The 24,495-nt window shown below is 73.6% G+C and carries 18 protein-coding genes; 11 read left to right on the forward strand and 7 right to left on the reverse strand.

The features are described 5' to 3' along the window. The first annotated feature begins 23 nt into the window (after positions 1–23). From ACZ6Y7_RS17795 to ACZ6Y7_RS17815, 5 genes are all read left to right on the forward strand, one after another. Positions 24–977, forward strand: a complete 954-nt coding sequence (locus tag ACZ6Y7_RS17795) for an ABC transporter substrate-binding protein (RefSeq protein ID WP_465758820.1) — start codon at positions 24–26, stop codon at positions 975–977. 1 nt (position 978) lies between these two features. Next, positions 979–1,935, forward strand: a complete 957-nt coding sequence (locus ACZ6Y7_RS17800) for an amino acid ABC transporter permease (RefSeq protein ID WP_465758821.1) — start codon at positions 979–981, stop codon at positions 1,933–1,935. A gap of 4 nt (positions 1,936–1,939) precedes the next feature. Continuing rightward, complete coding sequence (locus ACZ6Y7_RS17805; RefSeq protein WP_465758822.1) at positions 1,940–2,704, forward strand: amino acid ABC transporter ATP-binding protein; 765 nt, start codon at positions 1,940–1,942, stop codon at positions 2,702–2,704. Then, positions 2,701–3,912, forward strand: a complete 1,212-nt coding sequence (locus tag ACZ6Y7_RS17810) for a M20/M25/M40 family metallo-hydrolase (protein WP_465758823.1) — start codon at positions 2,701–2,703, stop codon at positions 3,910–3,912. The genes ACZ6Y7_RS17805 and ACZ6Y7_RS17810 overlap by 4 nt, the downstream gene beginning before the upstream one ends. A gap of 159 nt (positions 3,913–4,071) precedes the next feature. Next, positions 4,072–4,956 (forward strand): MurR/RpiR family transcriptional regulator, encoded by an 885-nt coding sequence (locus tag ACZ6Y7_RS17815; RefSeq protein ID WP_465758824.1) that lies wholly within the window; start codon positions 4,072–4,074, stop codon positions 4,954–4,956. Positions 4,957–4,977: 21 nt separating this feature from the next. On the opposite strand, the gene ACZ6Y7_RS17820 is transcribed toward ACZ6Y7_RS17815, so the two are convergent. Next, a complete protein-coding gene (locus ACZ6Y7_RS17820; protein ID WP_465758825.1) occupies positions 4,978–7,398 on the reverse strand; it encodes a ricin-type beta-trefoil lectin domain protein in 2,421 nt (806 codons plus the stop codon). Positions 7,399–7,736: 338 nt separating this feature from the next. Between ACZ6Y7_RS17820 and ACZ6Y7_RS17825 the strand changes: the two genes are divergently transcribed. The 4 genes from ACZ6Y7_RS17825 (at position 7,737) to ACZ6Y7_RS17840 (ending at position 12,725) form a co-directional block, all read left to right on the forward strand. Next, a complete protein-coding gene (locus ACZ6Y7_RS17825) occupies positions 7,737–8,786 on the forward strand; it encodes a substrate-binding domain-containing protein (RefSeq protein ID WP_465758826.1) in 1,050 nt (349 codons plus the stop codon). Positions 8,787–8,895: 109 nt separating this feature from the next. After that, entirely contained in the window at positions 8,896–10,491 is a 1,596-nt protein-coding gene (locus ACZ6Y7_RS17830) for a sugar ABC transporter ATP-binding protein (RefSeq protein ID WP_465758827.1), read from the forward strand. Then, positions 10,488–11,528: an ABC transporter permease gene (locus ACZ6Y7_RS17835; RefSeq protein ID WP_465758828.1), complete on the forward strand. Its 1,041-nt coding sequence runs from the start codon at positions 10,488–10,490 to the stop codon at positions 11,526–11,528. The genes ACZ6Y7_RS17830 and ACZ6Y7_RS17835 overlap by 4 nt, the downstream gene beginning before the upstream one ends. 390 nt (positions 11,529–11,918) lie before the next feature. Continuing rightward, positions 11,919–12,725, forward strand: coding sequence for a DeoR/GlpR family DNA-binding transcription regulator (locus ACZ6Y7_RS17840; RefSeq protein ID WP_465758829.1), 807 nt, complete (start codon positions 11,919–11,921; stop codon positions 12,723–12,725). A gap of 78 nt (positions 12,726–12,803) precedes the next feature. On the opposite strand, the gene galK is transcribed toward ACZ6Y7_RS17840, so the two are convergent. Further along, positions 12,804–13,952, reverse strand: a complete 1,149-nt coding sequence (galK, locus tag ACZ6Y7_RS17845; protein WP_465758830.1) for a galactokinase — start codon at positions 13,950–13,952, stop codon at positions 12,804–12,806. A gap of 254 nt (positions 13,953–14,206) precedes the next feature. Between galK and galT the strand changes: the two genes are divergently transcribed. Beyond that, positions 14,207–15,310 (forward strand): galactose-1-phosphate uridylyltransferase, encoded by a 1,104-nt coding sequence (gene galT / locus ACZ6Y7_RS17850; protein ID WP_465758831.1) that lies wholly within the window; start codon positions 14,207–14,209, stop codon positions 15,308–15,310. A 110-nt stretch (positions 15,311–15,420) separates the two neighbouring features. Here the strand turns inward: galT and ACZ6Y7_RS17855 are convergent, their stop codons facing one another. The 5 genes from ACZ6Y7_RS17855 to ACZ6Y7_RS17875 form a co-directional block, all read right to left on the reverse strand. Then, a complete protein-coding gene (locus ACZ6Y7_RS17855; RefSeq protein ID WP_465758832.1) occupies positions 15,421–17,886 on the reverse strand; it encodes an RICIN domain-containing protein in 2,466 nt (821 codons plus the stop codon). Between the two features lie 126 nt (positions 17,887–18,012). Beyond that, complete coding sequence (locus tag ACZ6Y7_RS17860; RefSeq protein ID WP_465758833.1) at positions 18,013–19,893, reverse strand: DUF5107 domain-containing protein; 1,881 nt, start codon at positions 19,891–19,893, stop codon at positions 18,013–18,015. Next, positions 19,890–20,744, reverse strand: coding sequence for a carbohydrate ABC transporter permease (locus tag ACZ6Y7_RS17865; protein WP_465758834.1), 855 nt, complete (start codon positions 20,742–20,744; stop codon positions 19,890–19,892). The genes ACZ6Y7_RS17860 and ACZ6Y7_RS17865 overlap by 4 nt, the downstream gene beginning before the upstream one ends. A gap of 142 nt (positions 20,745–20,886) precedes the next feature. Further along, a complete protein-coding gene (locus tag ACZ6Y7_RS17870) occupies positions 20,887–21,852 on the reverse strand; it encodes a carbohydrate ABC transporter permease (protein WP_465758835.1) in 966 nt (321 codons plus the stop codon). A gap of 2 nt (positions 21,853–21,854) precedes the next feature. Then, on the reverse strand, positions 21,855–23,153 hold the full coding sequence (locus tag ACZ6Y7_RS17875; protein ID WP_465758836.1) for an ABC transporter substrate-binding protein: 1,299 nt from the start codon (positions 23,151–23,153) through the stop codon (positions 21,855–21,857). A 283-nt stretch (positions 23,154–23,436) separates the two neighbouring features. On the opposite strand from ACZ6Y7_RS17875, the gene ACZ6Y7_RS17880 reads away from it, so the two are divergent. Continuing rightward, on the forward strand, positions 23,437–24,471 hold the full coding sequence (locus tag ACZ6Y7_RS17880) for a LacI family DNA-binding transcriptional regulator (protein ID WP_465759118.1): 1,035 nt from the start codon (positions 23,437–23,439) through the stop codon (positions 24,469–24,471). Positions 24,472–24,495 lie beyond the last annotated feature (24 nt).

Consider the following 24,495-nt stretch of genomic DNA (forward strand, 5'->3'; position numbering starts at 1 on the left):
CTCAGTTCTCGAAAGGTTGCTCCGTGAACTCCTCTGCTGCTCGCAGACCGGCCCTGCCGGCCGCCCTCGCCCTGTGCGCCACCCTCGGTTTGACCGCCTGCGGGAGCACGGGGTCCGAGACCCCCGCCGGCGCCGGTACCCCGGTCACCGTCGCCGGCGTCTCCATCAGCCCCGACGCCGCCCTGCACGCAGCGCTCCCCGACGCGGTCAAGAAGTCCGGCAAGGTCCGGGTCGCCACCGACATCCCGTACCCCCCGTTCGAGATGTACGTGGCCGAGGGCAAGAGCGAGATGACCGGCCTCGACTACGACCTCGGCCAGGCCCTGGGCGCGAAGCTCGGCGTCAGGTTCGAGTTCCTGGCCCAGAAGTTCGACGGCATCGTCCCGGCCATCCAGGCCGGCAAGTACGACGCCGCGATCAGCGCGATCACCGACAACCAGGAACGCGGCAAGGTCGTCGACTTCGTCGACTACTCCGTCTCCGGTACCGGCATCATGGTCGCCAAGGGCAACCCCGACAAGATCGTCACCCTCGACGACCTCTGCGGCAAGAAGGCCGCGGTCCAGACCGCCACCAACCAGCAGAAGCTCCTCGACAAGCACCAGGACGCCTGCAAGAACGCGGGCAGGGCGCCGATCGAGGTCCAGGCGTTCCCCAAGGACTCCGACGCCCAGCTCGCGCTGCGCTCCGGAAAGGTGTCCGCCGACGTCCTCACCAAGCCGGCGGCCGGCTGGACCGCGAAGACCGCCGACAACGGCGCCACCTTCGAGGTCGTCGACGATCCCGCCGCGCAGGGCGGCTACAACGCCTCCCCGAACGGCATCGCGATCAGCAAGAGCCTGCCGCAGCTCACCGACGCCGTTCAGAAGGCGCTGCAGTCGCTCATCGACGACGGCTCCCTCGCCAAGATCTACGGCACGTACGGCGTCGCCTCCATCGCCGTCAAGTCCGCCACCAAGAACGGTGCGGTGGACTGACATGGCCGCCACCGCACACCGCTCCCCGGGCAGCCTCGCCGCCACCGGCACCGAGGACCCGATCGCCGTGCCCGTGCGCCACTGGGGACGCTGGATCGCCGCCGCCCTCGCCCTGCTCTCGCTGGTCGGGCTGGTCGGCTCCCTCGCCAAGAACCCCAACGTCCACTGGGACGTCGTCGGCCACTACCTCTTCGCCGACCTCATCTTCGACGGCCTGGTCACCACCCTGTGGCTGACCGTCGCCGCCATGGCCGTCGGCCTCGCGCTCGGCACCCTGGTCGCCGTCATGCGCCTGTCCGGCAACCCGGTCCTGTACGGCCTGTCCAGCCTCTTCGTGTGGCTCTTCCGCGGCACCCCGCTGCTGGTCCAGATCATCTTCTGGGCCTACGCCGCCGCCCTCTACAAGCACCTGATGATCGGCATCCCGTTCACGACGATCACCTTCGTCGAGTTCGACACCAACCAGCTCCTCACCCCGTCGGTCGCCGCCCTCCTCGCGCTCGGCCTCAACGAGGCCGCCTACGCCTCCGAGATCGTCCGCGCCGGGATCCAGTCCGTCGACCCCGGACAGACCGAGGCCGCCCACTCCCTCGGCATGAAGCCCGCCATGACGATGCGCCGCATCGTCCTGCCGCAGGCCATGAAGGTCATCATCCCGCCAATGGGCAACGAGACCATCAACATGCTCAAGACCACCGCCTACGTCTCGGTGATCGCCGCCCACGACCTGATGTCCAACATCCAGGACGTGTACGCGCAGAACTACCAGGTCATCCCGCTGCTCGTGGTCGCCGCCCTGTGGTACCTCGCCCTGACCACCGTCCTCAGCGTCCCCCAGGCCTGGCTCGAGCGCCGCTACGGCCGCGGCACCGGCCGCGGCCCATCCGTCTCCCCGCTGCGCCGCATGTTCGTCGGCGCCGCCGGCTTCCTCCCGTCCAACCGCAACCGGAAGGGCTGATCCGATGGCCCAGCCCATGGTGCACGCCCAGGGCGTGCGCAAGCACTACGGCAGGCTCGAGGTCCTCCAGGGCATCGACCTCACGGTCGAACGCGGTCAGGTGTGCTGCCTGCTCGGCCCCTCCGGCTCCGGCAAGTCCACCTTCCTGCGCTGCATCAACCACCTGGAGAAGGTGGACGGCGGCCGTTTGTCGGTCGACGGCGCCCTGGTCGGCTACCGGCAGGTCGGCGACCGGCTGCACGAGCTGCGCGAGTCGGAGGTGGCCGAGCGCCGCCGGGAGATCGGCATGGTCTTCCAGCGCTTCAACCTCTTCCCGCACCTCACCGCGCTGCAGAACGTCATGGAGGCGCCGGTCCGGGTCGCCCGGATGAACCCCTCGGACGCGCGGGCCGAGGCGCAGCGGCTCCTCGACCGGGTCGGCCTCGGCGATCGTGCCGGCCACTACCCGGCGCAGCTGTCGGGCGGCCAGCAGCAGCGGGTCGCCATCGCCCGGGCACTGGCGATGAAGCCGAAGCTGATGCTGTTCGACGAGCCCACCTCGGCGCTCGACCCGGAGCTGGTGGGTGACGTCCTCGACGTCATGCGCGACCTCGCCGCGGACGGCATGACGATGGTCGTGGTCACCCACGAGATCGGCTTCGCCCGCGAGGTCGGCGACACGGCGGTGTTCATGGACGAGGGGGTCGTCGTGGAGGCCGGCGACCCGCGCAAGGTCCTGGTCGACCCGGAACAGGAGCGCACCAAGGCGTTCCTGTCCAAGGTCCTGTGAGCGCCCCCGCCGAACCGGCGAGCCGCACGGGCCTGGCCGAGCTGTCGGCCGCCGCCGGGAAGGTCCTTCCCCGTTACCTCGGCGACCTCGCCGAGCTGGTCGCCGTCGACTCCGGTTCCCACAACGCCGACGGCGTGAACCGGGTCGCCGACTGGTTCGAGCGCCGCCTGCGGTCGGTCGGGTTCACCACCGAGCGCACCACCCCCGCCGAGATCGACGGACGCCGCTTCGGGGACGTCCTCGTCGGCCGACTCGCCGGCTCGCTGCCGGTCGAGGACGGGGGAGCGCGGATCGTCCTCCTCGGGCACATGGACACCGTGTTCGAGGACGGCACCGCTGCCGCCCGCCCGTTCGAGGCCTCCCGGGGCCGCGCGTACGGGCCCGGTGTCAGCGACGACAAGGGCGGCCTGCTGGCCGGTGTCACGGCGGCCGAGCTTCTCGTCCGCCTCGGCCGGACGGCCTTCGCCGAGCTGGTCGTCCTCGCCACCCCGGACGAGGAGATCGGCTCGCCGGCCAGCCGGGCGTTGACCGAGCGCACCGCGGCCGGGGCGGACTACGCGCTCGGCCTGGAGTGTGCCCGGGAGAACGGCGACCTGGTCATCGAGCGCAAGGGCGTCGCGGACCTGCTGGTGACCGTCACCGGGCGGGCCGCCCACGCCGGGATCGAGCCCGAGCGCGGCGCCAACGCCGCCCTCGCCGCGGCCCACCTGGTGGTGGCGCTGCAGGCGCTCAACGGCCGTTGGCCGGGCGTCACGATCAACGTCGGCGTGGTGCGGGCGGGCACCCGGACCAACATCGTGTGCCCCGAGGCCGAGCTTCGGGTCGAGGTCCGCGCGGCCACCACCGCGGGACTGGCCACCGCCATCGCCGGGATCCGCCGCGCCGCCGCGCGCACAGCCGTGGCGGGCACCGCGGCCCGGGTCGACCAGCTGGACCTGTGCCCGCCGATGGAGCACACCCGGGAAGCGGCCGGCCTGCTCGCCGTCGCCCTGCGGACGGCCGCCGACCTCGGCATGCGGGTCCACGGCGCCTCCACGGGCGGCGTCGGTGACGCCAACTTCACCTCCGGCCTCGGGGTGCCGACCCTCGACGGCCTCGGCCCGGTCGGCGGCGCCGACCACACGCCCGAGGAGTGGCTCGACACCTCCAGCGTCCCGGCCCGGATCGCCCTCCTGGCCGCGCTGCTCGAGCGCCTCGGCCGTCGCTGACCCCGACCGCCCGACACCCGTCGGCCCGCGCGGCCCCGCGCCGCGGGAGCACGTCCGCGCGGTGATCTCCGCAGCCCGGCACTTCGCTAGGCTGCGGAGACGGGTTCCACAGCGCACCACCCACGATCCGCCCGCCACCCGGGAAGGGAAGCCCCGCCCATGCCCACCGTCACGCTCGCCGAGGACATCCGCCAACGGCTCGGCGACTGCAGCCCCGCCGAGCGCAAGGTCGGCAGGATCCTGCTCGCCGGGTGGCCGGCCGCCGGATTCGAGACCGTCGCCACCCTCGCCGAGCGTGCCGACGTCAGCGCCCCGACCGTCATCCGGTTCGTCAACCGGCTCGGCTACCGGGGCTTCCCCGACTTCCAGGCGGCGCTGCGCGCCGAGCTCGACGAGCGCCGCGCCTCGCCCGTGACCCTCTACAGCAGCGGCAACTACGGCAACGCCGGGACGGACACGGCCGACCCGCGGACCGGCGCGGCCGGGCTGCTGGCCCGCAGCCGCGAGGTCTTCACCGCGGCGGTCGACCGGACGCTCGCCGAGGTCACCCCGCACGACCTCGACCGCGCGGTCCAGCTCCTCGCCGACCCCAAGCGGCGCATCACGCTGGCCGGCGGGCGCTTCACCGACCTCTTCGCCCACTACCTGGGTCTGCACCTGATGCAGGTCCGCGACAACGTCCGCCTCCTTCCCGACCGGGCCGTCGAGCGCACCGCGCTGCTCGCCTCGCTCGGCCGCCGCGACGTCCTCGTCGTCTTCGACTACCGCAGGTACGAGGAGGACAAGGTCACCGCCGCCGAGCTGGTCCGGGAGGCCGGTGGCCGCGTCATCCTGTTCACCGACACCTGGCTCTCCCCGGTGAGCACCCACGCGGAAGTCGTCTTCTCCAGCCAGATCGGCGCCCCGTCCCCGTACGACAGCCTGGTGCCCACGCTCGCGGTGGTCGAGAGCGTGGTCGCCGGGCTGATATCGGAGCTCGGCGACCGGGCGCACGAGCACATGCGGCACAGCGAGGAGATCGCCGACCGCGCCGGCCTCACCTGACCCCTGCCTCCGGGGACACGCCTAGGGCAGGGTCCAGCGCTGGTTGGCGCCGCCGTTGCAGTCCCAGATCTCCAGCGGGGTGCCGTTGGCGGTGGCCCCGGCGGGGTCGTCCAGGCAGCGGCCGGACTGGGCGCTCCTCAGGGTGGCGTCCGGTTGGGGCGTCCACTGCTGGTTGGCCCCGCCGTTGCAGTCCCACAGCTCGACCCGGGTGCCGTCGGCGGTCCCCTGGCCGGTGACGTCGAGGCACATGCCGTCGTGGGTCAGGGTGCCGTTGGTGCGGGTCCACACCTGCTCGGCGGTGCCGTCGCAGGCCCACAGCTGGACGGCTGCGCCGCGGGTGCCGGCGGCCGGGCGGGCGCAGGTGCCGGGCAGCGCGGAGGCGACCGGACCGGTGTGGGTGGTCGGGGTGCCGGGGGTGAGCGCGAAGTCGTCGAACTGCTCGGTCCGGTAGCCGGTCACGCCGAGGCCGGCCCGGCCGTTGGTGAAGCTCGCGTCGCTGGCGCTGCCCACGGTGGTGCCGTCGACGCGCGCGGTGAGGGTCGAGCCCTCCAGGGCGAACGCCAGGGTGTGCCAGTGGCCGGTGCCGGGGGCGGTGGTGGTGCCGCTCGCCAGGGTGGTGAAGTGCCAGCTGGTGTCGCTCTTGTCGATGGACCAGGCACCGGTGTCGCTCAGCCGCAGGTGGTAGGCGTTCAGGCCGTTGTTGTTGCGGCCCTGCTGGTTGACCCGGCCGAGGAGTTCGACGGTGCCCGGCTGCTCGAACAGGGTGTCGGCGGTGACGGTGTAGTTGGACCAACTGCCGTCGCCCGTCATCGTGTACGGGGCGTTGTACGGCTCGTCGGTCCAGCGGATCGGCGAGGTCGGGGCCATCTGGCGCAGGCAGGTGCCGGACCGGCCGCCGCCGCAGGCGACGGTCTGGAAGGCGCCGTTCATGTCCGCGAAGTACCGCGGCGAGGTGGTCGTCGCGGGCGTCTCGAAGCCGTCCGCGTAAGGCAGCGCCATCGGTGCGGCGGGCGGCGCAGTGGCGGTGCCCTTGCCCTGGCCGGTGGTGGTGGTCACGGTGTAGACCCGGCCGGGCTGCAGGGTGAGGGTGTACGCGCCCCGGGACGGGGTGACGTCCTGCTGGTGGACGAACCAGTCCGCCGGATCGGCGGATCCGAGGTCGGTGGACCAGACGTGGACCGGGCCGGTGGACAGGCCGCCGGTGACGGTGAAGCTCGCCGTCTGGGCGGCCGTGGCGTCCATGGTCTCGATGACGGTGCTGTAGTCGCCCGTGTCCGCGCTCCTCAGCGTGACGTAGCTGCCGTTGCCGCGCGCTCCGCCGAGGTAGCCGCTCGCGGAGTCGATGTAGCGCCAGCCGGGCTTGGCGAACTGGGTGGTGTGCGCGGTGACCCAGGTCGTCTTCCCGATGGTGTAGTGGCCGGACCACGGCTGGTCGGCGATCGACATGCCGTCGGTGGAGAAGAACAGGTCGGGGTAGAGCGCGGCGATGACCGGCCAGTTCAGGAAGGAGGTCATCCTCCCGTCCAGGTAGCCCCGGTTGATGCCGCGCGCCACCGCCGGGGCGCCGCCGTCGGCGTCCTCGGAGCCGTTCTCGCTGGCCCACAGCGGCTTGCCGAGCGCCTGGGCGGCCGGCGTGCTCGGGCAGTCGGTGAAGGAGCTCAGGTACCCGCAGGGGTAGTGCACGCCGACGATGTCCACGGCGTTCTTGAACGCCGGGTCGGCGGCCATCGCGTCGGCCACGCCCCACCCGTCGTCCGCGGCGACGACCTTGGTGGCCCCGTGGCCGCGTGCGGTGAGCGCGCTCCTGAGCTTCTCGTACCAGGACTTGTCGTAGCCGCGCTCGTTCCAGCCGCCGAGGTAGGAGACGTCCAGCCGGTGCCGGGCGGCGCAGTCCATCCAGTCCATCAGGTAGTCGACGGAGTCCTGGGACCAGAAGGTGCCCTTGCCGCCACCGGTGCTGCCGATCCAGCCGGGGGCGCCCCAGGACAGGCCGTAGAACCTGATGTCGGGGTTGCGGGCCTTTGCCTGCTCGGCCAGCCACCACTCGTAGCCCTGGTCGCAGTCGACGGCGCCCCGGATGTGCTCGATGCTCGGCTCGGCGCCGTCGGTGGAGTTGGTGTCGCCGCCGATCTCCAGCTTCAGCACCTGCAGGGCGGCGCCGTAGCCGGGCTTGAACAGGTAGTCCAGCAGCCGGCTGCGCTGCGGCTCCGGATAGTCCACCAGCAGACGGGAGTTGCCACCGCCGCCGGAGATCGCGCCGACGCCGTCGAAGGTCAGGCCCGGCTTGGTGCCGTCGACGGTGACGGCGGTGGTGACGGCGGTGGTGACCGGGGCGGCGGCCCGCGCGGGGGGCGGTGCGGCCAGCGTGCTCAGCGCACCGGTGAGGACGAGCGCCGCGCTCAGTACGGCGCGCCAGGTCGAGGACAGGCGTGTACGGCCCATGGGCGTCTCCGGGGTGGGGGTGGGGAGGGGGTGAGCGTAGTCCCGACTTCCAACAGTAATCAACAACTTGGCATGAACAGCCACAGAATCGGCCACCATGAAACCGGGCGCGACCGAAGGCCCCTCCGCCGCTTCGGCCTGACCAGCCAACTCATCGGCAATGCAATGATCTTGACGGGACATCACAAGACGGTCTCAACGAGATCCGATCGGACAACCGGGTTGACGCGGATCCTGACCCGGGCGTTTCCTGTGCAGGCACCGCGTTCGATTGCGATGGTTCCTGATCGGTTCTGTGACCGGCGGCCGATCAGTCCCCCACCCCCTGGAGCCCCGCCATGCCCCTCTCCCTCCGCGCCCGCCCGGCCTCGCTCGCCGCACTGGCCCTGGCCGCCTCCTTCGGCCTGACCGCCTGCTCCACCGGGCAGACGTCCTCGAACAGCGCGGACGCGCCCGTCGCGCCGGTGTCCGGCAAGGTCACCATCACCTACCTGCAGAAGCAGGGCGACCAGCAGTACTTCGTCGACGAGGCCGCCGGCGCGAAGGCCAAGGCGGCCGAACTGGGCGCCGACCTGAAGGTGGTGGACCTCGGCAACGACGCGAACAAGACGGTCGGCGAGGTGCAGGCCGCGATCGCGCGGAAGAGCAACGGGCTGATCATCGTGGTGCCGGACCCTGCGGTCGGCCCGCAGGTCGTCCGGACGGCCCGGGACGCGAAGGCCGCCCTGCTCACCTCCGACGACCAGGTCTGCGCGAGCGGCCCCTCCCCCGCGCAGTGCCCGGCCGCCGACCTGGTGCCCCGGATCGGGTTCAGCGGCGCCCAGATGGGCGGCGAGGTCGGCAAGCGCGCCGCCGCGGAGTTCACGAAGGCCGGGTGGAACGCCGCCGACACCCGGATCGTCTCCGCCTGGAAGCAGGACGTCACCGTCTGCGGCGACCGCGTGAAGGCCGCCAAGGCCGCCTTCGACCAGGCCGTGCCGGGCGTGCAGCTGATCGACGTCGCGACCGACAACACCCCGACCGGCGCCCAGGACAAGGTCGCCGCCACGATCACCGCCAACCCCGGCGTCAAGCACTGGGTGGCGTGGGGCTGCAACGACGAGAACGTCCAGGGCGCCGTCACCGCCCTGCAGAACGCCGGGGTCAGCCCCGACGACATCGACGGTGTCGGGCTGGGCGCCTACCTGGCGTGCAAGGCCTGGGCCTCCGGCAAGCCCTCCGGCATGAAGGCCGCCCTGTTCATCAACGGCAAGGACGTCGGCGCCCTCTCGGTGCAGACCATGGTCGACAAGCTCAAGAACGGCAAGGACTTCCCCCAGGAGGCCTTTGCCCCCACCAAGATGGTCGACGCCGCCACCTGGCAGGCCGCGGGCGTGTCCTGCAGCTGACCCGGGCCGAGCCGCCGCGGCGGGCCGGCACCGACCCGCCGCTCCGCCTCCCGGAGACCGTACGCACCGCACCCCCGCCCGTACGCACCGCACCGCCAGCGAGGCCCCGATGACCCCACCCCCACCCGCCGACGTCCCACCCCCGGGCGGCTCCCCGGGCCTGAGCGCCGAGGGCGTGTCCAAGCGCTTCGGGTCCGTCCAGGCACTGCGGGACGTCACCCTCACGTTCCCGCCCGGCCGGGTCACCGCCCTGATGGGCGAGAACGGCGCCGGGAAGTCCACCCTGCTGCGCATCCTCACCGGCGACCACCGGCCCACCGGGGGACGCGTCCTGCTCGACGGCGAGCCCCTCGACCTGCGCTCCCCGCAGGACGCCCGCCGCGCCGGGATCCGGATCATCCCGCAGGAGCCCGAGATCATCCCGCACGTCGCCGTCGCCGAGAACGTCTACGCCGGCGCGCTGCCGCGCACCGGGCTGCGCCGCCTGGACCGTGCCGAACTGCGCCGCCGGATCACCGCGGACCTGGCCCGCCTCGGCTTCGACAAGGTCCTCTCCCCGGACCTGCTCGGCTCCGAACTCACCCCCGCCCAGCGCCAGTTGGTCGAGATCATGCGGGCACTGACCGGCGCCGTGCCACCGCGCGCGATCGCCTTCGACGAGCCGACCTCCTCGCTGTCCGAGCACGAGGTCGAGGCCTTGTTCGCCCTGATCGGACGGCTGCGGCAGGAGGGCATCGCCGTCATCTACGTCTCCCACCGGATGAAGGAGATCTTCCGGCTCGCCGACCGCATCGCCGTGCTGCGCGACGGCGAGGTCGCCGGGGTGGTCGAGGCCGCCGCCACCGACGAGGCCACGCTCGTGCGGCTCATGGTCGGCCGGGACCTGTCCTCGCTGTTCGTCCGTCGACAGGTCGCCACCGACCGCGTCGTGCTGGACGTCCACGAACTCACCACCGACGACGTGCGCGGGGTCAGCCTGCGGGTCCGGGCCGGTGAGGTCGTCGCCCTGGCCGGCCTGATCGGCGCCGGACGCTCCGAACTCGCCCTCGCCCTGGCCGGCGACGCCCCGATCCGCTCCGGCACCGTCACCCTCGGCGGCGAGGTCCTGCGGCTGAAGGACCCGCGCGCCGCCATCGCCGCCGGGATCGGCCTCGCCCCCGAGGAGCGCAAGGCCCAGGCACTGTTCCTGCAGCGCACGATCCGCGACAACACCTCGCTGGTCAGCCTGCGCCGGCTCAGCCGCCGGCGGTTCGTGAAGCGCCGGCAGGAGAGGGCCCTCGCCCAGGAGTACGCCGACCGGCTGCGGGTCCGCGCCCCCTCCGTCGAAGCCGAGGTCCGCACCCTGTCGGGCGGCAACCAGCAGAAGGTCGTCCTCGCCCGCTGGCTCGCCCGCAAACCCGAGCTGCTGATCCTCGACGAACCCACCCGCGGCGTCGACGTCGGCGCCAAGGCCGAGATCTACCAGATCATCGCCGACCTCGCCCGCGAGGGCACCGCCGTCCTGGTCATCTCCTCCGAGCTGCCCGAAGTCCTCGGCCTCGCGGACCGGGTCGTGGTGATGCAGAACGGCCGCACGACCGGTGAACTGACCCGCGAGGAAGCGACGGAGGAGGCCATCCTCGCCCTCGCCATGGCGGACGACCTCGCCACGGCGGACATCCGCACCACCACCGCCGCCCCCGCCCGGACCGGAGAGACCCGATGACCACCGCCACTCCCCCGACCGCCCCGGCTCCCGACGCCGCGGCCCTGCCCGACCGGTCCGGCGGCCCGCGCGCCCTGCTCGCCGCGATCGGCGGCCAGAACCTCAGCCTGATCGGCGCGCTCGTCGCCGTCGTCGCGCTGTTCGGCTGGCTCGACCCCAACTTCGTCGGCTGGGACAACATCCAGGTCATCGCCGAGGCCGCCACCATCTCCGGCCTGCTGGCCGTGGTCCAGACCGTCGTGATCATCTGCGGCGGACTCGACATCTCGGTCGGCTCCCAGGCCGGCCTCGCCTCCGTCACCAGCGCGATGGTGTTCACCTCCACCGGCGCCGACCCCTACCTCGGCATCGGCGCCGCACTCGCGATCGGCGCCGGCATCGGCCTGTTCAACGGCGCCGTCATCATCTACGGCCGGGTCAACCCGACCATCGCCACCCTCGCCGGACTGGCCGCCTACAAGGGCGTCGCCCAGCTCGTCTCGGACGGCCGCGCCCAGGGCTACGTGCTCGACGACCCGGTCTTCATCTTCCTCAGCCGCGGCAGGATCGCCGGCCTGCCCACCATGGTCTGGCTGCTGATCCTCACCGCCGCCGCCGTGCACGTCCTGCTCACCTACACCGACATCGGCCGCAACGTCTACGCCATCGGCGGCAACGACACGGCCGCCCGGCTCGCCGGCATCAACCTCAACAAGTACCTGATCGCCGCCTACGCCCTCTCCGGGACCGTCGCGGCGCTGGCCGGCGTGCTGCTCACCGCCCGCACCGGCAGCGGCCAGCCGGTCTCCGGCAGCGAGGGCCTGGAGCTGCAGTCGATCACCGCGGCGGCGCTCGGCGGCTGCGCCCTCAAGGGCGGCAGGGGGAGCATCGGCGGCACCCTGCTCGCCGTCGCACTGCTCGGCGCGCTGCAGAACGGCCTCACCGTCCAGGGCATCAACGCCTTCTGGCAGAACGTCGCCCAGGGCACCCTGCTGGTGGCCGCCGTCGTCGTCCAGCAGCGCCGCAACCGCGAGCGCGCGATCGGCCTGCCGGTCTGACCCGGGCCCCCGGGTCCCGGGCCCCAGGACGTCCCTCCCCTCCCCTCCCCTCTCCGCCCGTCTCCGCCCGGTCCGGCTCCGGCCGGAGCCGGACCGGGCGGAGACGGGAGCCGGGCCGGAGCCGGTGCCACCGCCGCTGGTGGCACCGGCGGTTCCGGGCGTCCGGTGCGGTACGGCCGAGTCCTCGCCGTACCGCCGGGCATCCTGGGCGTGGGGCGCACCGGCGTCCTGGGATACTGGATCATGTCGCGACCGTCCACCCGGCCTGTCCGGCCCGTCCGGCTCCCGGCGGTCGCCGACGTCCGCCGACGTCCGCCACGACCGCGGCGGGGACGACCCGCCGGAAGGACGCGGGGGCACCCAGGCACCCGTTCGATCGAAAGGGCCTCCGTGGCTGATCAGAGTTTGCTCGCCCCGCAGCGCCAGGCGCTGATCCTGGAGGCCATCCGCAAGGCCGGCGCGGTGCGCGTGGCCGAACTGGTCGAGCAGTTCGGCGTCTCGGACATGACGATCCGCCGCGACCTGGACGCCCTGGCCCGTCAGGGCTCCGCTCAGAAGGTCCACGGCGGGGCCATCGCGGTGGGGGCCGCGAGCACGGACGAGCCGGGCTTCGACCTCAAGTCCGAACTGGAGGAGGGCACCAAGGCCGCCCTCGCGGACGCGGCGGCGCAGCTCGTGGAACCAGGCAGCGTGGTCGCGCTGTCCGCCGGCACCACCACCTACGCGGTCGTCTCCCGGCTGCTGGAGATCCCGCAGCTGACGGTCGTCACCAACTCCCTGCGGATCGCGGACCTGCTGTGGGCGTCCGCGGGCGAGGGCAGGGAGTCCGTCCCGTCGCTGCTGTTGACCGGAGGGGCGCCGACCCGCTCCGCGGCCCTGGTGGGGGCCCTCGCCGACCAGACGATCCGCACCCTCCACGTGGACCTGCTCGTCCTCGGCGTGCACGGCGTCAGCGAGCAGGCCGGGCTCACCACGCCCAACCTCGCCGAGGCCCAGACCAACCGGGCCTTGATCGCCTCCGCCCGCCGCACCGTCGTGGTCGCCGACCACACGAAGTGGGGCGTCGTCGGTCTGAGCAGCTTCGCGACCCTGGCGGAGGTCGACTGCTTCATCACCGACGACGCCCTCCCGGCGGCGGCCCGCAGCGTCCTGGCCGACGCGGTCGGCGAGCTCGTCGTGGTGCCGGCCGCCACCTGACCGGCGGCTCGGGGCCGCACGGCTCAGGGCCGCACGGCTCAGGGCCGCACGGCTCGGGACCGCGCGGCCCGGGACCGGTCAGGCCACTCGGCGCGCCCCCGCCGAGGGCAGGGCGGTGAACGCCACCGGCGCGGCGAACCCCGCCGAGCGGAAGGCCGAGCGCACCGCCGCCGAGACCGGCTCCACGTCGGCCGCCCCGACCAGGGCGATGACGGATCCGCCGAAACCGCCGCCGGTCATCCGGGCGCCCAGCGCGCCGGCGGCCACGGCCGCCTCGACCGCGAGGTCCGTCTCGGGGCAGGAGACCCGGTAGTCGTCGCGCAGCGAGGCGTGCCCGGCCGTCAGGATCGGCCCCAGCTCCGCGATCCGGCCGGCCGCCAGGTGCTCGACCGTCTCGACCACCCGCTGGTCCTCGGTGACCACGTGCCGCACCAGCGGGGCGAGCTCCTCGGGCAGGCGCGTCAGGGCCGTGGCGAGGTCGGCGGCCGGCAGGTCGCGCAGCGCGTCCAGGCCCAGCAGCGCGGCGGCCTTCTCGCAGCCGGTCCGTACGGCGGCGTAGGCGCCGTCGCCGAGGTCGTGCTTGACCCGGGTGTCGATCACCAGCAGCCGGAACCCGGCCGCCTCGAGGTCCAGCGGGACGTGCCGCTGCTCCAGCGTCCGGGTGTCCAGGAACAGCGCGGCGCCGTCCGTGCAGCAGGCGGAGGCCATCTGGTCCATCACTCCGCAGGGCACGCCCACGAAGGCGTTCTCGGCCCGCTGGGCGAGCAGGGCGAGCTCCGGCGCGGACAGGCCGAGCCCGTACAGGTCGTTGAGCGCGGCGGCGGTGGCGCACTCCAGGGCGGCGGAGGACGAGAGTCCGGCTCCGCGCGGTACGTCGCTGTCGAAGGCCAGGTCGGCGCCGCCGACCGGGTGTCCGGCCTCGGCGAGGGCCCAGAACACGCCGGCCGGATAGGCGGCCCAGCTCGCGACCACGCCGGGGGCCAGCCCGTCGAGCGCGAGGTCGGTCACGGTGCATCCGTCGCCCTGGGCGCTGTACAGCCGCACCCGGCCGTCCTCGCGGCGGCGGGCGGCGACCTCGACCCGGTGCGGCAGGGCGATGGGCAGGACGAAGCCGTCGTTGTAGTCGGTGTGCTCACCGATCAGGTTCACCCGGCCGGGGGCGGCCCACACGCCGGCCGGCCGGGCGCCGTGGACGGCCTCGAAGTCGGTGGCGGCCTGGTCGGTCATCTGCTCAGCTCCCGTGTCGGTCTCGGCTCCCGCGAGGGTCGCTTCTCGGCGGGCGGGAGCTTATTTCGACACAATCAAACATGATTGCCCGCCGGGGTCAACAGCTGCGGGTTTCCGAGCGGAAGCGGCGCGGAGCCGGGCCCGCTCGGCGATCGCCCACCGGTCAACTCATGTTGACAAGCGATCGCAATTGTTTGATTCTGTTGGAGGCCGGGCGAAGGCAGGCCGACGCCCCACGCAGAAGGAGCACAGCGGTGCACAAGACCGCGACCAAGCTGGCCGACGGCCGCGAACTCTTCTACTACGACCAGGGGCCCGGCGCGCTCCGCGAGACCGCGGACCAGCGTCCGCTGGAGCCCGCCGCGAGCCTCTCCGAGACCCGGCTCGACCCGGTGCTCGGCGAGTGGGTGACGGTCGCCGCCCACCGCCAGCAGCGGACCTACCACCCGCCGGCCGGCGAGTGCCCGCTCTGCCCCTCCCGGGAGGGCCGGCTCAGCGAGGTCCCGGCGGCCGACTACGAGGTCGCGGTGTTCGAGAACCGCTTCCCCTCGCTCGCCCCGGACTCCGCCGCGCACGTCACGGCCCACGACGAGCCCCTGCGCACCCGGCGACCGGGCACCGGCCGCTGCGAGGTGGTCTGCTTCGCCCCCGACCACGACGCCTCCTTCGCCGACCTCGACGAGGCCAGGGCCCGGCTGGTGCTGGACGTCTGGGCCGACCGCACCGCCGAACTGTCCGCCCTGCCCGCCGTCCGGCAGGTGTACTGCTTCGAGAACCGCGGCGAGGAGATCGGCGTCACGCTGGCCCACCCGCACGGGCAGATCTACGCCTTCCCCTTCGTCCCCTCCCGCACGGCCCGGATGATCGCCCGGGCCGAGGCGCACCGGGCGAGCACCGGGCGGAACCTCTTCGAGGACCTCGTCGCCGCCGAGCGGGCCACCCCCGAACGGCTGGTGCTCCAGGGCGAACACTGGACCGCCTTCGTGCCGTTCGCCGCCCGCTGGCCGTACGAGGTCCACCTCTACCCGCACCGCCGGGTCCGCGACCTCACCGCGCTGGACGAGGCCGAGCGCGCCGAGTTCCCCGGCCTCTACCTCGACCTGCTGCGCCGCTTCGACCGGCTCTTCCCCGCCCCCGCCGGCTCCACCCCGAACCGGACCCCGTACATCTCCGCCTGGCACCAGGCGCCGAAGGACGGCGGCGACGAACTCGCCCTGCACCTGGAGCTGTTCACCATCCGGCGGGCGCCCGGCAAGCTCAAGTACCTGGCGGGCGTGGAATCCGGGCTCGACGCCTTCGTCACCGACGTGAGCCCGGAGACCGCCGCCGAGCGGCTGCGCGCCGCCGCGCCCCGCTGACCGGGCGCCCGAACGGAACCCGCCCGGCGGTCGACCGGGCGGGTTCAGCCGGGCGGGTGCGCCACCGGCCCGAGCACGGTCGGGCGCGGTCGGGCCGGCGCCGCGCGGCGTCAGCCGATCGACCACCGCTGCAGCGCAGCGCCGGTGTCCGGCTGCTGCGTCACCAGGGCGCCGTCGGCGGTCGAGGCGGTGGTGAGCAGCAGTCCGCTGCGGGCCGAGGTGACGGTGTACGAGCCGTCGGCCGTCGGCCGGACGTTCCAGTGCTGGTTGCTCCCGCCGGTGCACGGCCACTGGATGATCCGGGCGCCGGCCGCGGTGGAACCGCCGGTGACGTCGGCGCACATCGCCGAGAGCCGGTTGACCAGTTCGTAGGAGCCGTCCGGCTGCGGGCGGAACGTCCAGAGCTGGTTGGTGTCACCGGAGGCCGTCCAGGTGATCAGGCCGTTCCCGGCGGTGGTGCTGTGGTCGGCGTCGTCGAGCGCCTTGCCGCCGGCGGTCAGGGTGTGGTCGCCGGTGAGGACCGGCGTGACCGTCCAGGTGAAGGAGACCGAGGCGCGGGCGCTGCCGGAGGAGGCCGTGACGGTGACGGTCGAGACCCCGGGGCGGCTCGGGGTCCCGGAGATCAGGCCCGAGGAGGCGAGGGTGAGCCCGGCGGGCAGACCGGTGGCGGAGAAGGTGAGCCGCTTGCCGGCGTTGTCGGTCGCGGTCAGCTGCACCGAGGCGGCCTTGCCGACGGTGCCGGACTGGTCGCCCGGACCGGCGAGCACGACCGTTTCGCGGGCCGTGCCGGTCGGGGTGAGCGTGAGGGTCTGCGCGGCGGCGGTGCGGCCGCCGCCGACGGGGGAGCCGGTGGTGTCGGTCCAGTACCGGACGGGCGTGGTCTCGGCCGGAGTGCCGGCGGCGGTGAGACCGAGCACCAGTCCGCTGTAGCGGTTGACCAGGCGGTAGCCGGTGCCGGCCGGCATGATGAACCACTGCTGCCCGACGCCGACGGAGCCGCCGACGGTCGGCGGGGCGCCCCAGGCCCGTCCGGCGTTGCCCGAAGCGTCCACCCCCAGCGCGCCGCCGGTCGCCGCGTTGAGGATCCGGTACGAGCCGTCGCCGTTGCCCGCGAACGACCAGGACTCCAGCGCGGAGCCGGTGGCCCGGCCCGCCGAGGTGGTCGCCGGGCTGTTGGGGCGCTGGGCCAGCACCCGGCCGTCGCCGCTGCCGATCCGGTACGTCCGGGTGAGGTCGAACGGCGCCGCGGCGGGCCGGGAGGAGCCGACGGTGAGGTCGACGTACTCGCCCGACGAGCCGCCGGAGCAGCCGAACGCGCAGTACAGGCGGAAGTCGCGGCCGAGGATGGTGGAGCCGGTCCGGTTGGCGCCGTCCAGGAACCAGCGGTACCAGGAGGCGGTGTGGTAGCCGCCGGTGTCGCCCAGCAGGGTCCACTTCTGGGTCGCCAGGTCCTTGGTGGCGTAGATCTGCTGCGGGGCGCCGCCGCTCTGGTCGACGGCCTGCGGCGTGCCGAGGTAGAGGCCCAGGTGGGCGTCGTAGGCGACGTTCATGACGAACAGCGGCGAGGTCGGGGTGAGCGTGCCGGCCGCGACCTGCTGCTCGACGGTGCCGGGATTCGCCGGGTCGTACTCCTCGGCGGGCGGTACGTAGCCGCTCGGGTGGGCGGCGTCGGCGGGCACCATGTCGCTCTCCCGGCCGCCCCGCCCCGGCTGCGACCACGCGCCGTCGTACCACTTCTGCCAGCTGTCGGGCGCCATCTTGGCGGAGATCGGCGCCCGGGCGACGTGCGCCATGAAGTCGCGCCAGGACCCGCCCTTGTCCACGATCCGGGAGCCGTAGAAGACGTAGAAGTAGCCGGAGGCGGTGTCCACGAACAGCCGCTGGTCGCCGTCGCCGTAGTCGAAGGTCTGGGCGGGGAAGGCCGTGGTGTCGCCGCGCGTGGTGCTGTACGGCGAGGTGATCACGTGGTCCCGGATGGTCCAGGTCCGGCCCTGGTCGGTGGAGACGGCGTAGTCGATGGCGTCGTAGTGCAGGCCGTCGCCGAAGGGCTGCGGGGTGAACTCGTTGTGCACCAGGCCGTACCAGTCACCGGTGTCCGGGTCGACCCAGACGCCCGACAGGTCGCAGTAGTTCCGCTGGGCGTAGCCCGACCCCTGCGGCGGGTCGCTCGCCTGCCGGCCGGTGGGGCCGGCGTTGCAGCGCGCGGTGGTGTCGTCGTTGCGGTCGGTCGGGTCGGCGGGGTTGACGGCGTCGCTGATCGCGGCCGACCTGGTGGCGCCGTCGAAGTCCCGGCCGGTGAAGAAGTCCCACTGCCGGGAGTCCTCGGCCCCGTACAGCGCGTGCGCCTGCTGGAAGTAGAAGGTGCCGTCCTTGTCGGTGTAGACGCTCGCGGGGGTGTCGTCGGGGGACCCGTACGATCCGGTCCGGCCGACCGTCACGGTGTACGCGGGGCCGGCGGGCTTGGCACCGGCCGGCTCGGCGGCGGCCGGGCCGGCCGAGGCGGGGCCGGCGGTGCCGAGCGCCGCCAGTGCGGTGGCGGCGAGGACGCCGGCCAGCCGTGTTCGATGAGTGGACACTGGTACTCCTCTTTCCGTGCGGGGGCGCACTGCGGCGCCTCCGCGGTGGGGGGTGCGGAACGGGAGAGTGGTCGTGGGGCGGCGCGGGTGCTCGGGCCCTGTCCGGCGGATCGTGCCGGACCGGACCTAGGCCATCCGGAAGTCGTACTGCGGCGGCACCGGGGTGCCGGGGTGGACGGCGAGCCAGAGGGCGTCCAGGGAGAGTTCGCCCTCGCGCATGGTGTCGACGCGGAGGCCCTCGGCCAGCAGGCGCCGGACCAGGTCGTCGTCGCCGCAGGCGTGCGCGGCCTCGGCCTCGGCCAGGCGGATCCGCCCGTGCGCCCGGTCGGCCGGGGGGAGCTCGGCGATCAGCGCCAGCGCCTCGGCGGGGCGCTCGGCGCGCTTCAGCGACTCCAACGTCTCGATGGTCAACTCCCGGAGCTCCGGCCGGAGTCGGTGGGCGGCGCCCATCAGCTCGGCGGCCTCTTGCCGGTCCGGGGTGAGGAAGGCGAGGGCGCGCAGCGCCCAGGGCGAGGGCTGGGCGGCGACGGAGCGCCGGAAGGCCTCGCGGGCGGCGTCCCGCTCCCCCGCCGCCAGGCGCAGCAGCCCGAGCTGGTACAGCGCGTGCCAGTCGGTGGCACCGGCCTCCAGCAGCAGGCGCCAGTGCTCACCGGTGACCGGCTCGGCGGGCGGGTCGCAGACCGGGAGCGTGCCGGTCTTCAGCAGCTCCCGCCACGGCTCCTGGGCGGCACCGGGCGGGCCGAAGGGCAGCAGGGGCGTGGCGGGCAGGGCGCCGGCCTCGATCTCCAGCGCGGCCCAGCCGCCGCCCTCGGCCAGCACCTCCTCGGGCGCACCGAACTCCCGGGCCCGGGCGTCGGCGAGCGCGAGGTCCCGCGGCGGGAGCAGCCGGTCCAGCGCCTCCTCGGCGGCCGCCCGGGCGTCCGCCCAACTCCCGTGCACGGCACGGGGATCGGCCCGGAGCAGCCCGTACGCCTCGGTCCAGGACCAGGTGGCTCCGGCGGGCATCGGCAGGTGTTCCAGCTGGGTGCGGGCCAGGCCGGCCTGGATCTCCAGGTAGGCCGCGCCGGGGCCGGAGAGCCACTCCTGCCAGTGCCTGCCGCCGGGGCCGGTGCCCCAGCAGAACAGTTTGCGGCCGCGCAGCCGTGCGGTGGAGGTCTGGACGAGGCCGCTGCCGCTCGCGTCCAGGGCGGCGATCCAGGGCCGGCGGCCGGCCGGGAGGTCGAGGAAGTAGTCGGCGGCGCGCGGGGCCCGGCCGGGGTAGCTGCGGTCGGCGCCGTCGACCCGGGGGAAGGGCACCCGGCGCAGGTCGCTGACGTAGTCGCAGTGGAAGGCGTGGTCGGCCGGGCCGAGGACGCGGACCTCCCGGTCCTCGGGCACGGCGATGTTGGACCACCAGTAGACGGGGGTCTCGGCCGGCGAGGGGTTGTGCACCGCGATGTGGACGTAGAGCACCGGGGAGCCGGCGGGGAGCCAGGCGTCCATCCGCAGGACCAGGCGGCGCAGCCGTTCGAAGGCGTACGTCCGCAGCACCGGGGTGCCGTCGGGCGCCACGACCCGGGCGGCGTGCAGCGGCTCGCAGGTCAGCGGCCAGTGCCCGGTGGCGCCGAGGTTCCACTCCACCCCGCCGGCCAGCCAGGCGTCCCGCAGGGCGAGGTTGGCGGGCTGCAGGATCCGGTTGCGGTGCAGCAGCTCCCGCCCGCTCGGCCGGTGGACCAGGGACCACAGCCGTCCGCCGAGGGAGGGCAGGAAGGTCGCGGTGAGCTGCTCGTTCTCCAGGACCGCGCACGGGAGTTCGCGTTCGGCGCGGACGCGGTCGTACCCGCTCTGCCGGGTGTACGGCAGCAGGGTGTCGGGCACCCCGTAGGCCAGGTTGCGGCGCATCTCCTCGTCGACCCCGGCGCCGGCCCCGGTCTGCCGGGGCAGGCCGTGCAGGATCGGCAGGGTGCCGCCGGTCGGGTCCGGGGTGCCGTCGATGCGGAGCAGGTCGGTGCGCAGGGTCGAGGTCACTTGCCGATCCCAACTGTCATGCCCTGGATGATCCGTGAGCCCATCCAGGAGAAGAGCGCGATCATCGGGGCGAGGATGAGGCAGACTCCGGCGAACATGGTGCCGAAGTCCAGGCCGTTGAACTGCTGGGCCGCGACGAACGAGGCGAGCGCCACCGGGAGGGTGGTCGTCCCCTCGCTGTTCGTCAGGACCAGGGCGAACAGGGTCTCGTTCCAGGCGGTGACGAACTGCAGCAGGAAGGCGGTGACCAGCCCGCCCCGGGCGACCGGGAGCACCACCTGGACGAACGTGCGCAGCGGGCCGGCGCCGTCCAGGACGGCGGCCTCCTCCAGCGCGCCGGGGACGCCGCTGAAGAAGCCGGTCAGCAGGAAGACCGTGAACGGCATGGCCAGGCCCACGTAGACCAGCCCCAGGCCGAGGTCGCTGTCGGTCAGTCCGGCCCGGGACAGCCCGACGAACAGCGGCACCACCAGGACCTGGCCGGGCACGCCGAGGCCCATCGCGAAGGCCGTCGTCAGCACCGTGGAGGTCCGCGAGCGGCGCCGGGCGAGGGCGTACGCGCAGGGCGCGGCCAGGGCGACGGCGACCACCGAGGAGAGCCCGGCGGTGAGCACGCTGTTGAGCGCGGCGCGCGCGAAGCCGCCCTCGTCCAGCGCGGTGGTGTAGTTCTCGGTCCGCGGGTCGGTGGGCAGGCCGACGCCGTGGCGCAGGATGTCGGGGCCGCTGCGCAGCGAGGTGAGGAGGATCCACAGGACGAGCAGCAGGTCCGCGGCGACGACGAGCCAGACGAGGGCCGTGCCGATCCGGGTCGCGAGTCCCGTGGAGCCGCGTCCGCTTCCGCTTCGTGGCACGGGTGGTGGCCTTTCCGGGTGGGGGGCGGGTCGGTGGTCGGGGCGGGTCGGTGGTCGGGGCGGGGTGGGAGTCGGGGCGGGGTGGGAGTCGGGGCGGGGTGGGAGTCGGGGCGGGGTGGGTGGCGGGCGGGCCGGGGCGCGGTCAGTACTCGATCGGCTCGCGGCGCAGCAGCCGGCGCAGCACGACGGTGATCAGGGTGACCATGGCCAGGCTGACCATCGCGGCGGCGGTGGCCGTGCCCAGCCGCGGGACGGTGCCCTGCGGGAAGGCCTCGGCGTACACGTACACGGCGGTGTTCCAACTGCTTACCGGCGGATAGGCGTTGGTGCTGCCGCCGTAGAGCAGGATCAGCTCGAAGATCTTCACCGAGCTGACCGTCCACAGCACCGCGCAGACCGCGACGACGTCCCAGGCGCACGGCAGGGTGACGTGCCGGAAGCGCTGGAAGGGGCCGGCGCCGTCGAGTTCGGCCGCCTCGTAGAGGTAGTCGGGGATCTGGTCGACGGCCGCCATGATGATCGAGGTGTAGTAGCCGGTCGCCGTCCAGACCAGGGTGCCCAGGACCATCGGGAGCAGGTTGTCGGTCGACAGCCACTTGGGCGGTGTGGTCACCCCGAAGAGTTCCAGCGCCCGGTTCACCGGGCCGGTGGGCGAGAACAGGAACCCGGCGGCGATGCCGAAGACCATGCCGTTGACCAGCGAGGGGAAGAACAGCACCGAGCGGGCGAAGAGCCGGGCACGCATCTCGCGCAGCACCAGGGTCAGCGCGAAGCTGAGCACGAAGGTGACGGTGCCGCCGATGACCATCAGGTCCAGGGTGTTGACCAGGGAGGTGCGGAACCTCGGGTCGCGGAACAGCAGGGCGTAGTTCTGGAGGCCGCGCCAGTCCATCGCGCCCATGCCGTCCCAGCGGTGCAGGCTCGTCCACAGCGCGTAGCCGACCGGGGCGACGAACAGCACTGCGTACACGGTCAGCGCGGGTGCGGTGAACGGCCAGAACATCCGGCGGCGCCCGCGTTCCAGCGCGCCGGGGCCGGGTCGCTCGGCGCGCTCGGGCCGGAGCGGGGCGGCGCCCGCGCGGGGCGGGCCGTCGATCGTGGTCGCCACCGTCAGCCCTGGCTCTGCCAGTAGGCGACCTGGTCGGCCTTGCACTTCGCGACGAACTGCGCGGCCGTGGTCTTGCCGTGCCAGAGGTCCAGGTAGTTCTCGTTCAGGACCTTGGCCAGCCAGCCGCCGCTCGCGCCGTCGAAGCTGAGCCGCAGGGTCGGGGCCGCCAGGGCCTTCTGGACGTCGGCCAGTTCGGCCGGGGCCGGGATGTCGGCGCGCGGGGTGAGGTTGAGCGCGGTGGTGGAGATCCCGGACAGGTGCTTCTTCTGCAGGAAGAAGGCGATGAACTTCTGCGCCGCGGCCGCGTTCTTGGCGCGCTTGGGGATCGCGAAGCCGAACAGGCCGGCGTCCGGGGCCTTGGCGGTGGGCGGCAGGATCGAGGCGGTCTTCCAGCCGGCTGGGACCTGCTGGGCGATCTCGGCCGTGACGTAGCTGCCGTCCAGGTAGAAGGCGGCCTTGCCGGCCGTCCAATTGGTCTGCTGGGCAGGGAACTTGGTGGCGTCGTAGCCCGCGATCAGGTGGCCGCCCCGCACCAGCTGCTCCACCTGCCCGGCCGCGGCGAGGACCGCCGGGGCGTCCCAGGCCGCGCCGGACCTGTCGGCGGAGAGCTCGGCGACGTTCACCCCGGCGCCGTTGAGCAGGTAGTCGAGGAACAGCCCGTTGGTCCACGGGTCCTCGCCCTCGGAGGCGATGCACGCCTTGCCGGCGGCCTTCAGGGCGTCGCAGACCTTGAGCAGGCCGGCCCAGTCCGCGGGCGGGGCCGGCATGGCCGCAGCCACCGCCGGGTCGGCCGCGTTGTAGAACATCGCGTTGGTGACCACCTCGTACGGGATCACGTAGTGGTTGGCCCCGGACGGGTCCTTCGGCAGCATGTTGAAGTACTTGGCCGGGATGACCCGGGAGACCGGGACGTCCTCCCCCGGCACCGGCAGCTGCAGCACCGGCGAGAGGTCCAGGGCCTGCCCGGCCGCGGCGGTGGTGCCGTAGACCTTGTCGTCGGACTCGTCCCACAGGTCCGGGGCCCGGTTGGCGGCGATCGCCGGGCCGATCTTCTTGGCGATGTCGCGCCCCGCCCAGGTGACGTCGACCTTGGCGCCGGTGACGGCGGTGAAGTCGTCGATCGCGGCCTTCAGCACCTTGGCCTGCGGCTCGTCGGCGCGCCACATCGACCAGTAGGTGAAGCCGCCGGCGGCGTTCGCGCCGGATCCCGAGCCGCTGCCGCAGGCGCTCGCTCCGAGGGCGAGGGCGAGGGCGGTGGCCGCGCCGGCGATCCGGCGTGCGGACTGGGTGGTTCTCCCCATGGGTGGTTCCTCTCGGAGGCGCGATCGCGAGATGCCGTGCGGACGGGTCGTCAGCCGGGGCCCGAGGACGGGGCGTCGCTGTGGATGGCTGGGACGATACGGTCGGGTTGACCGGTAAATCAAGGGTGCGCGCAGAATCGCTTCCGGCCCCGGGGCGGCTTACCGGGCGTTGCCGGGGATGAAACCTCATGTCCCGCGCCGTACAAGGGGACCAGGCCTCCTTGACGGGTGTTCAGCGGTGACTTACGGTTCCTCGACAGCAAGTTGACCGGTCAATCGAAGGATCCAGCCCATGGTGACGATGCAGGACGTGGCCGAGCGCGCCGGGGTCACGAAGCAGACCGTCTCCAACGTCATCCGGGGGCGGGGGGCGGTGAGCCCGGCGACCGCCACCAGGGTGCGCGCCGCGATCGAGGAGCTGGGGTACACCCCCAACCTGGTCGCCCGCTCCCTGGCCACCGGCGCCACCCGGACGGTGGGCCTGTTCGTCCCGACCGTGACGGGCTCGTTCTACCCGGCCATCGTCGAGGAGGTCGAGGACGTCCTCGACCGGAACGGCTACCACCTGCTGCTCTGCACCACCCGGCTGGACGGCGAGCGCGCCAAGCGGCACCTCGCCGGACTGACCAGCCGCTCGGTGGACGCCCTGCTGATCGCCGGCGACCGGGACCTGATCGACCACCTGCCGCTGCTGGCCGAGGCCTCCTTCCCGGTCGCCCTGTGCGCCTGGGAGACCGACGCCCCGGACCGCTTCCCGGTGGTCACCATCGACTACGAGCGGGCGGGCTACCTGGCGGGGCGCCATCTGCGCGAACTCGGCCACGAGCACGTCGCCGTGCTCGCCAGCCCCGACCACGGCCCCCGGGTCGCGGGCTTCCGGCGCGCCTTCGCCGCCGACGGCCTGACCGTCCCCGACGGCGCCGTGCACACCGCGCCCGAACCGACCCCCGCGGGCGGCTTCGCGGCGGCCACGGCGGCGCTGTCGGCCGACCCGGCGGTCACCGCGCTGTTCGCCACCCACGACGTCCTCGCCCTCGGCGCCCTGGAGGCCGCCCGGGCCGCCGGCCGCTGCGTCCCGCGCGACCTGTCGATCGTCGGCCACGACGACAACCCGGAGGTCGGCGTGGCCCGGCCGGCCCTCACCAGCGTCTCCATCCCCAAGCGGGAGATGGCCCGCGAGGCGGTCGAGCTGCTGCTGCGCGCCCTCACCCGCTCCGGCAGCCCGGCCAACTCGCTCCAACTGCTGCGCCCGGAGCTGGTCGTCCGGGACAGCACGGGCCCGGCCGGGAACGCCGTCGGGACCGGCCCGTCGGCGTGACCGGCGGCGTGACCGGCAGAGCGG

The organism is Kitasatospora sp. NPDC053308, assembly GCF_055585785.1.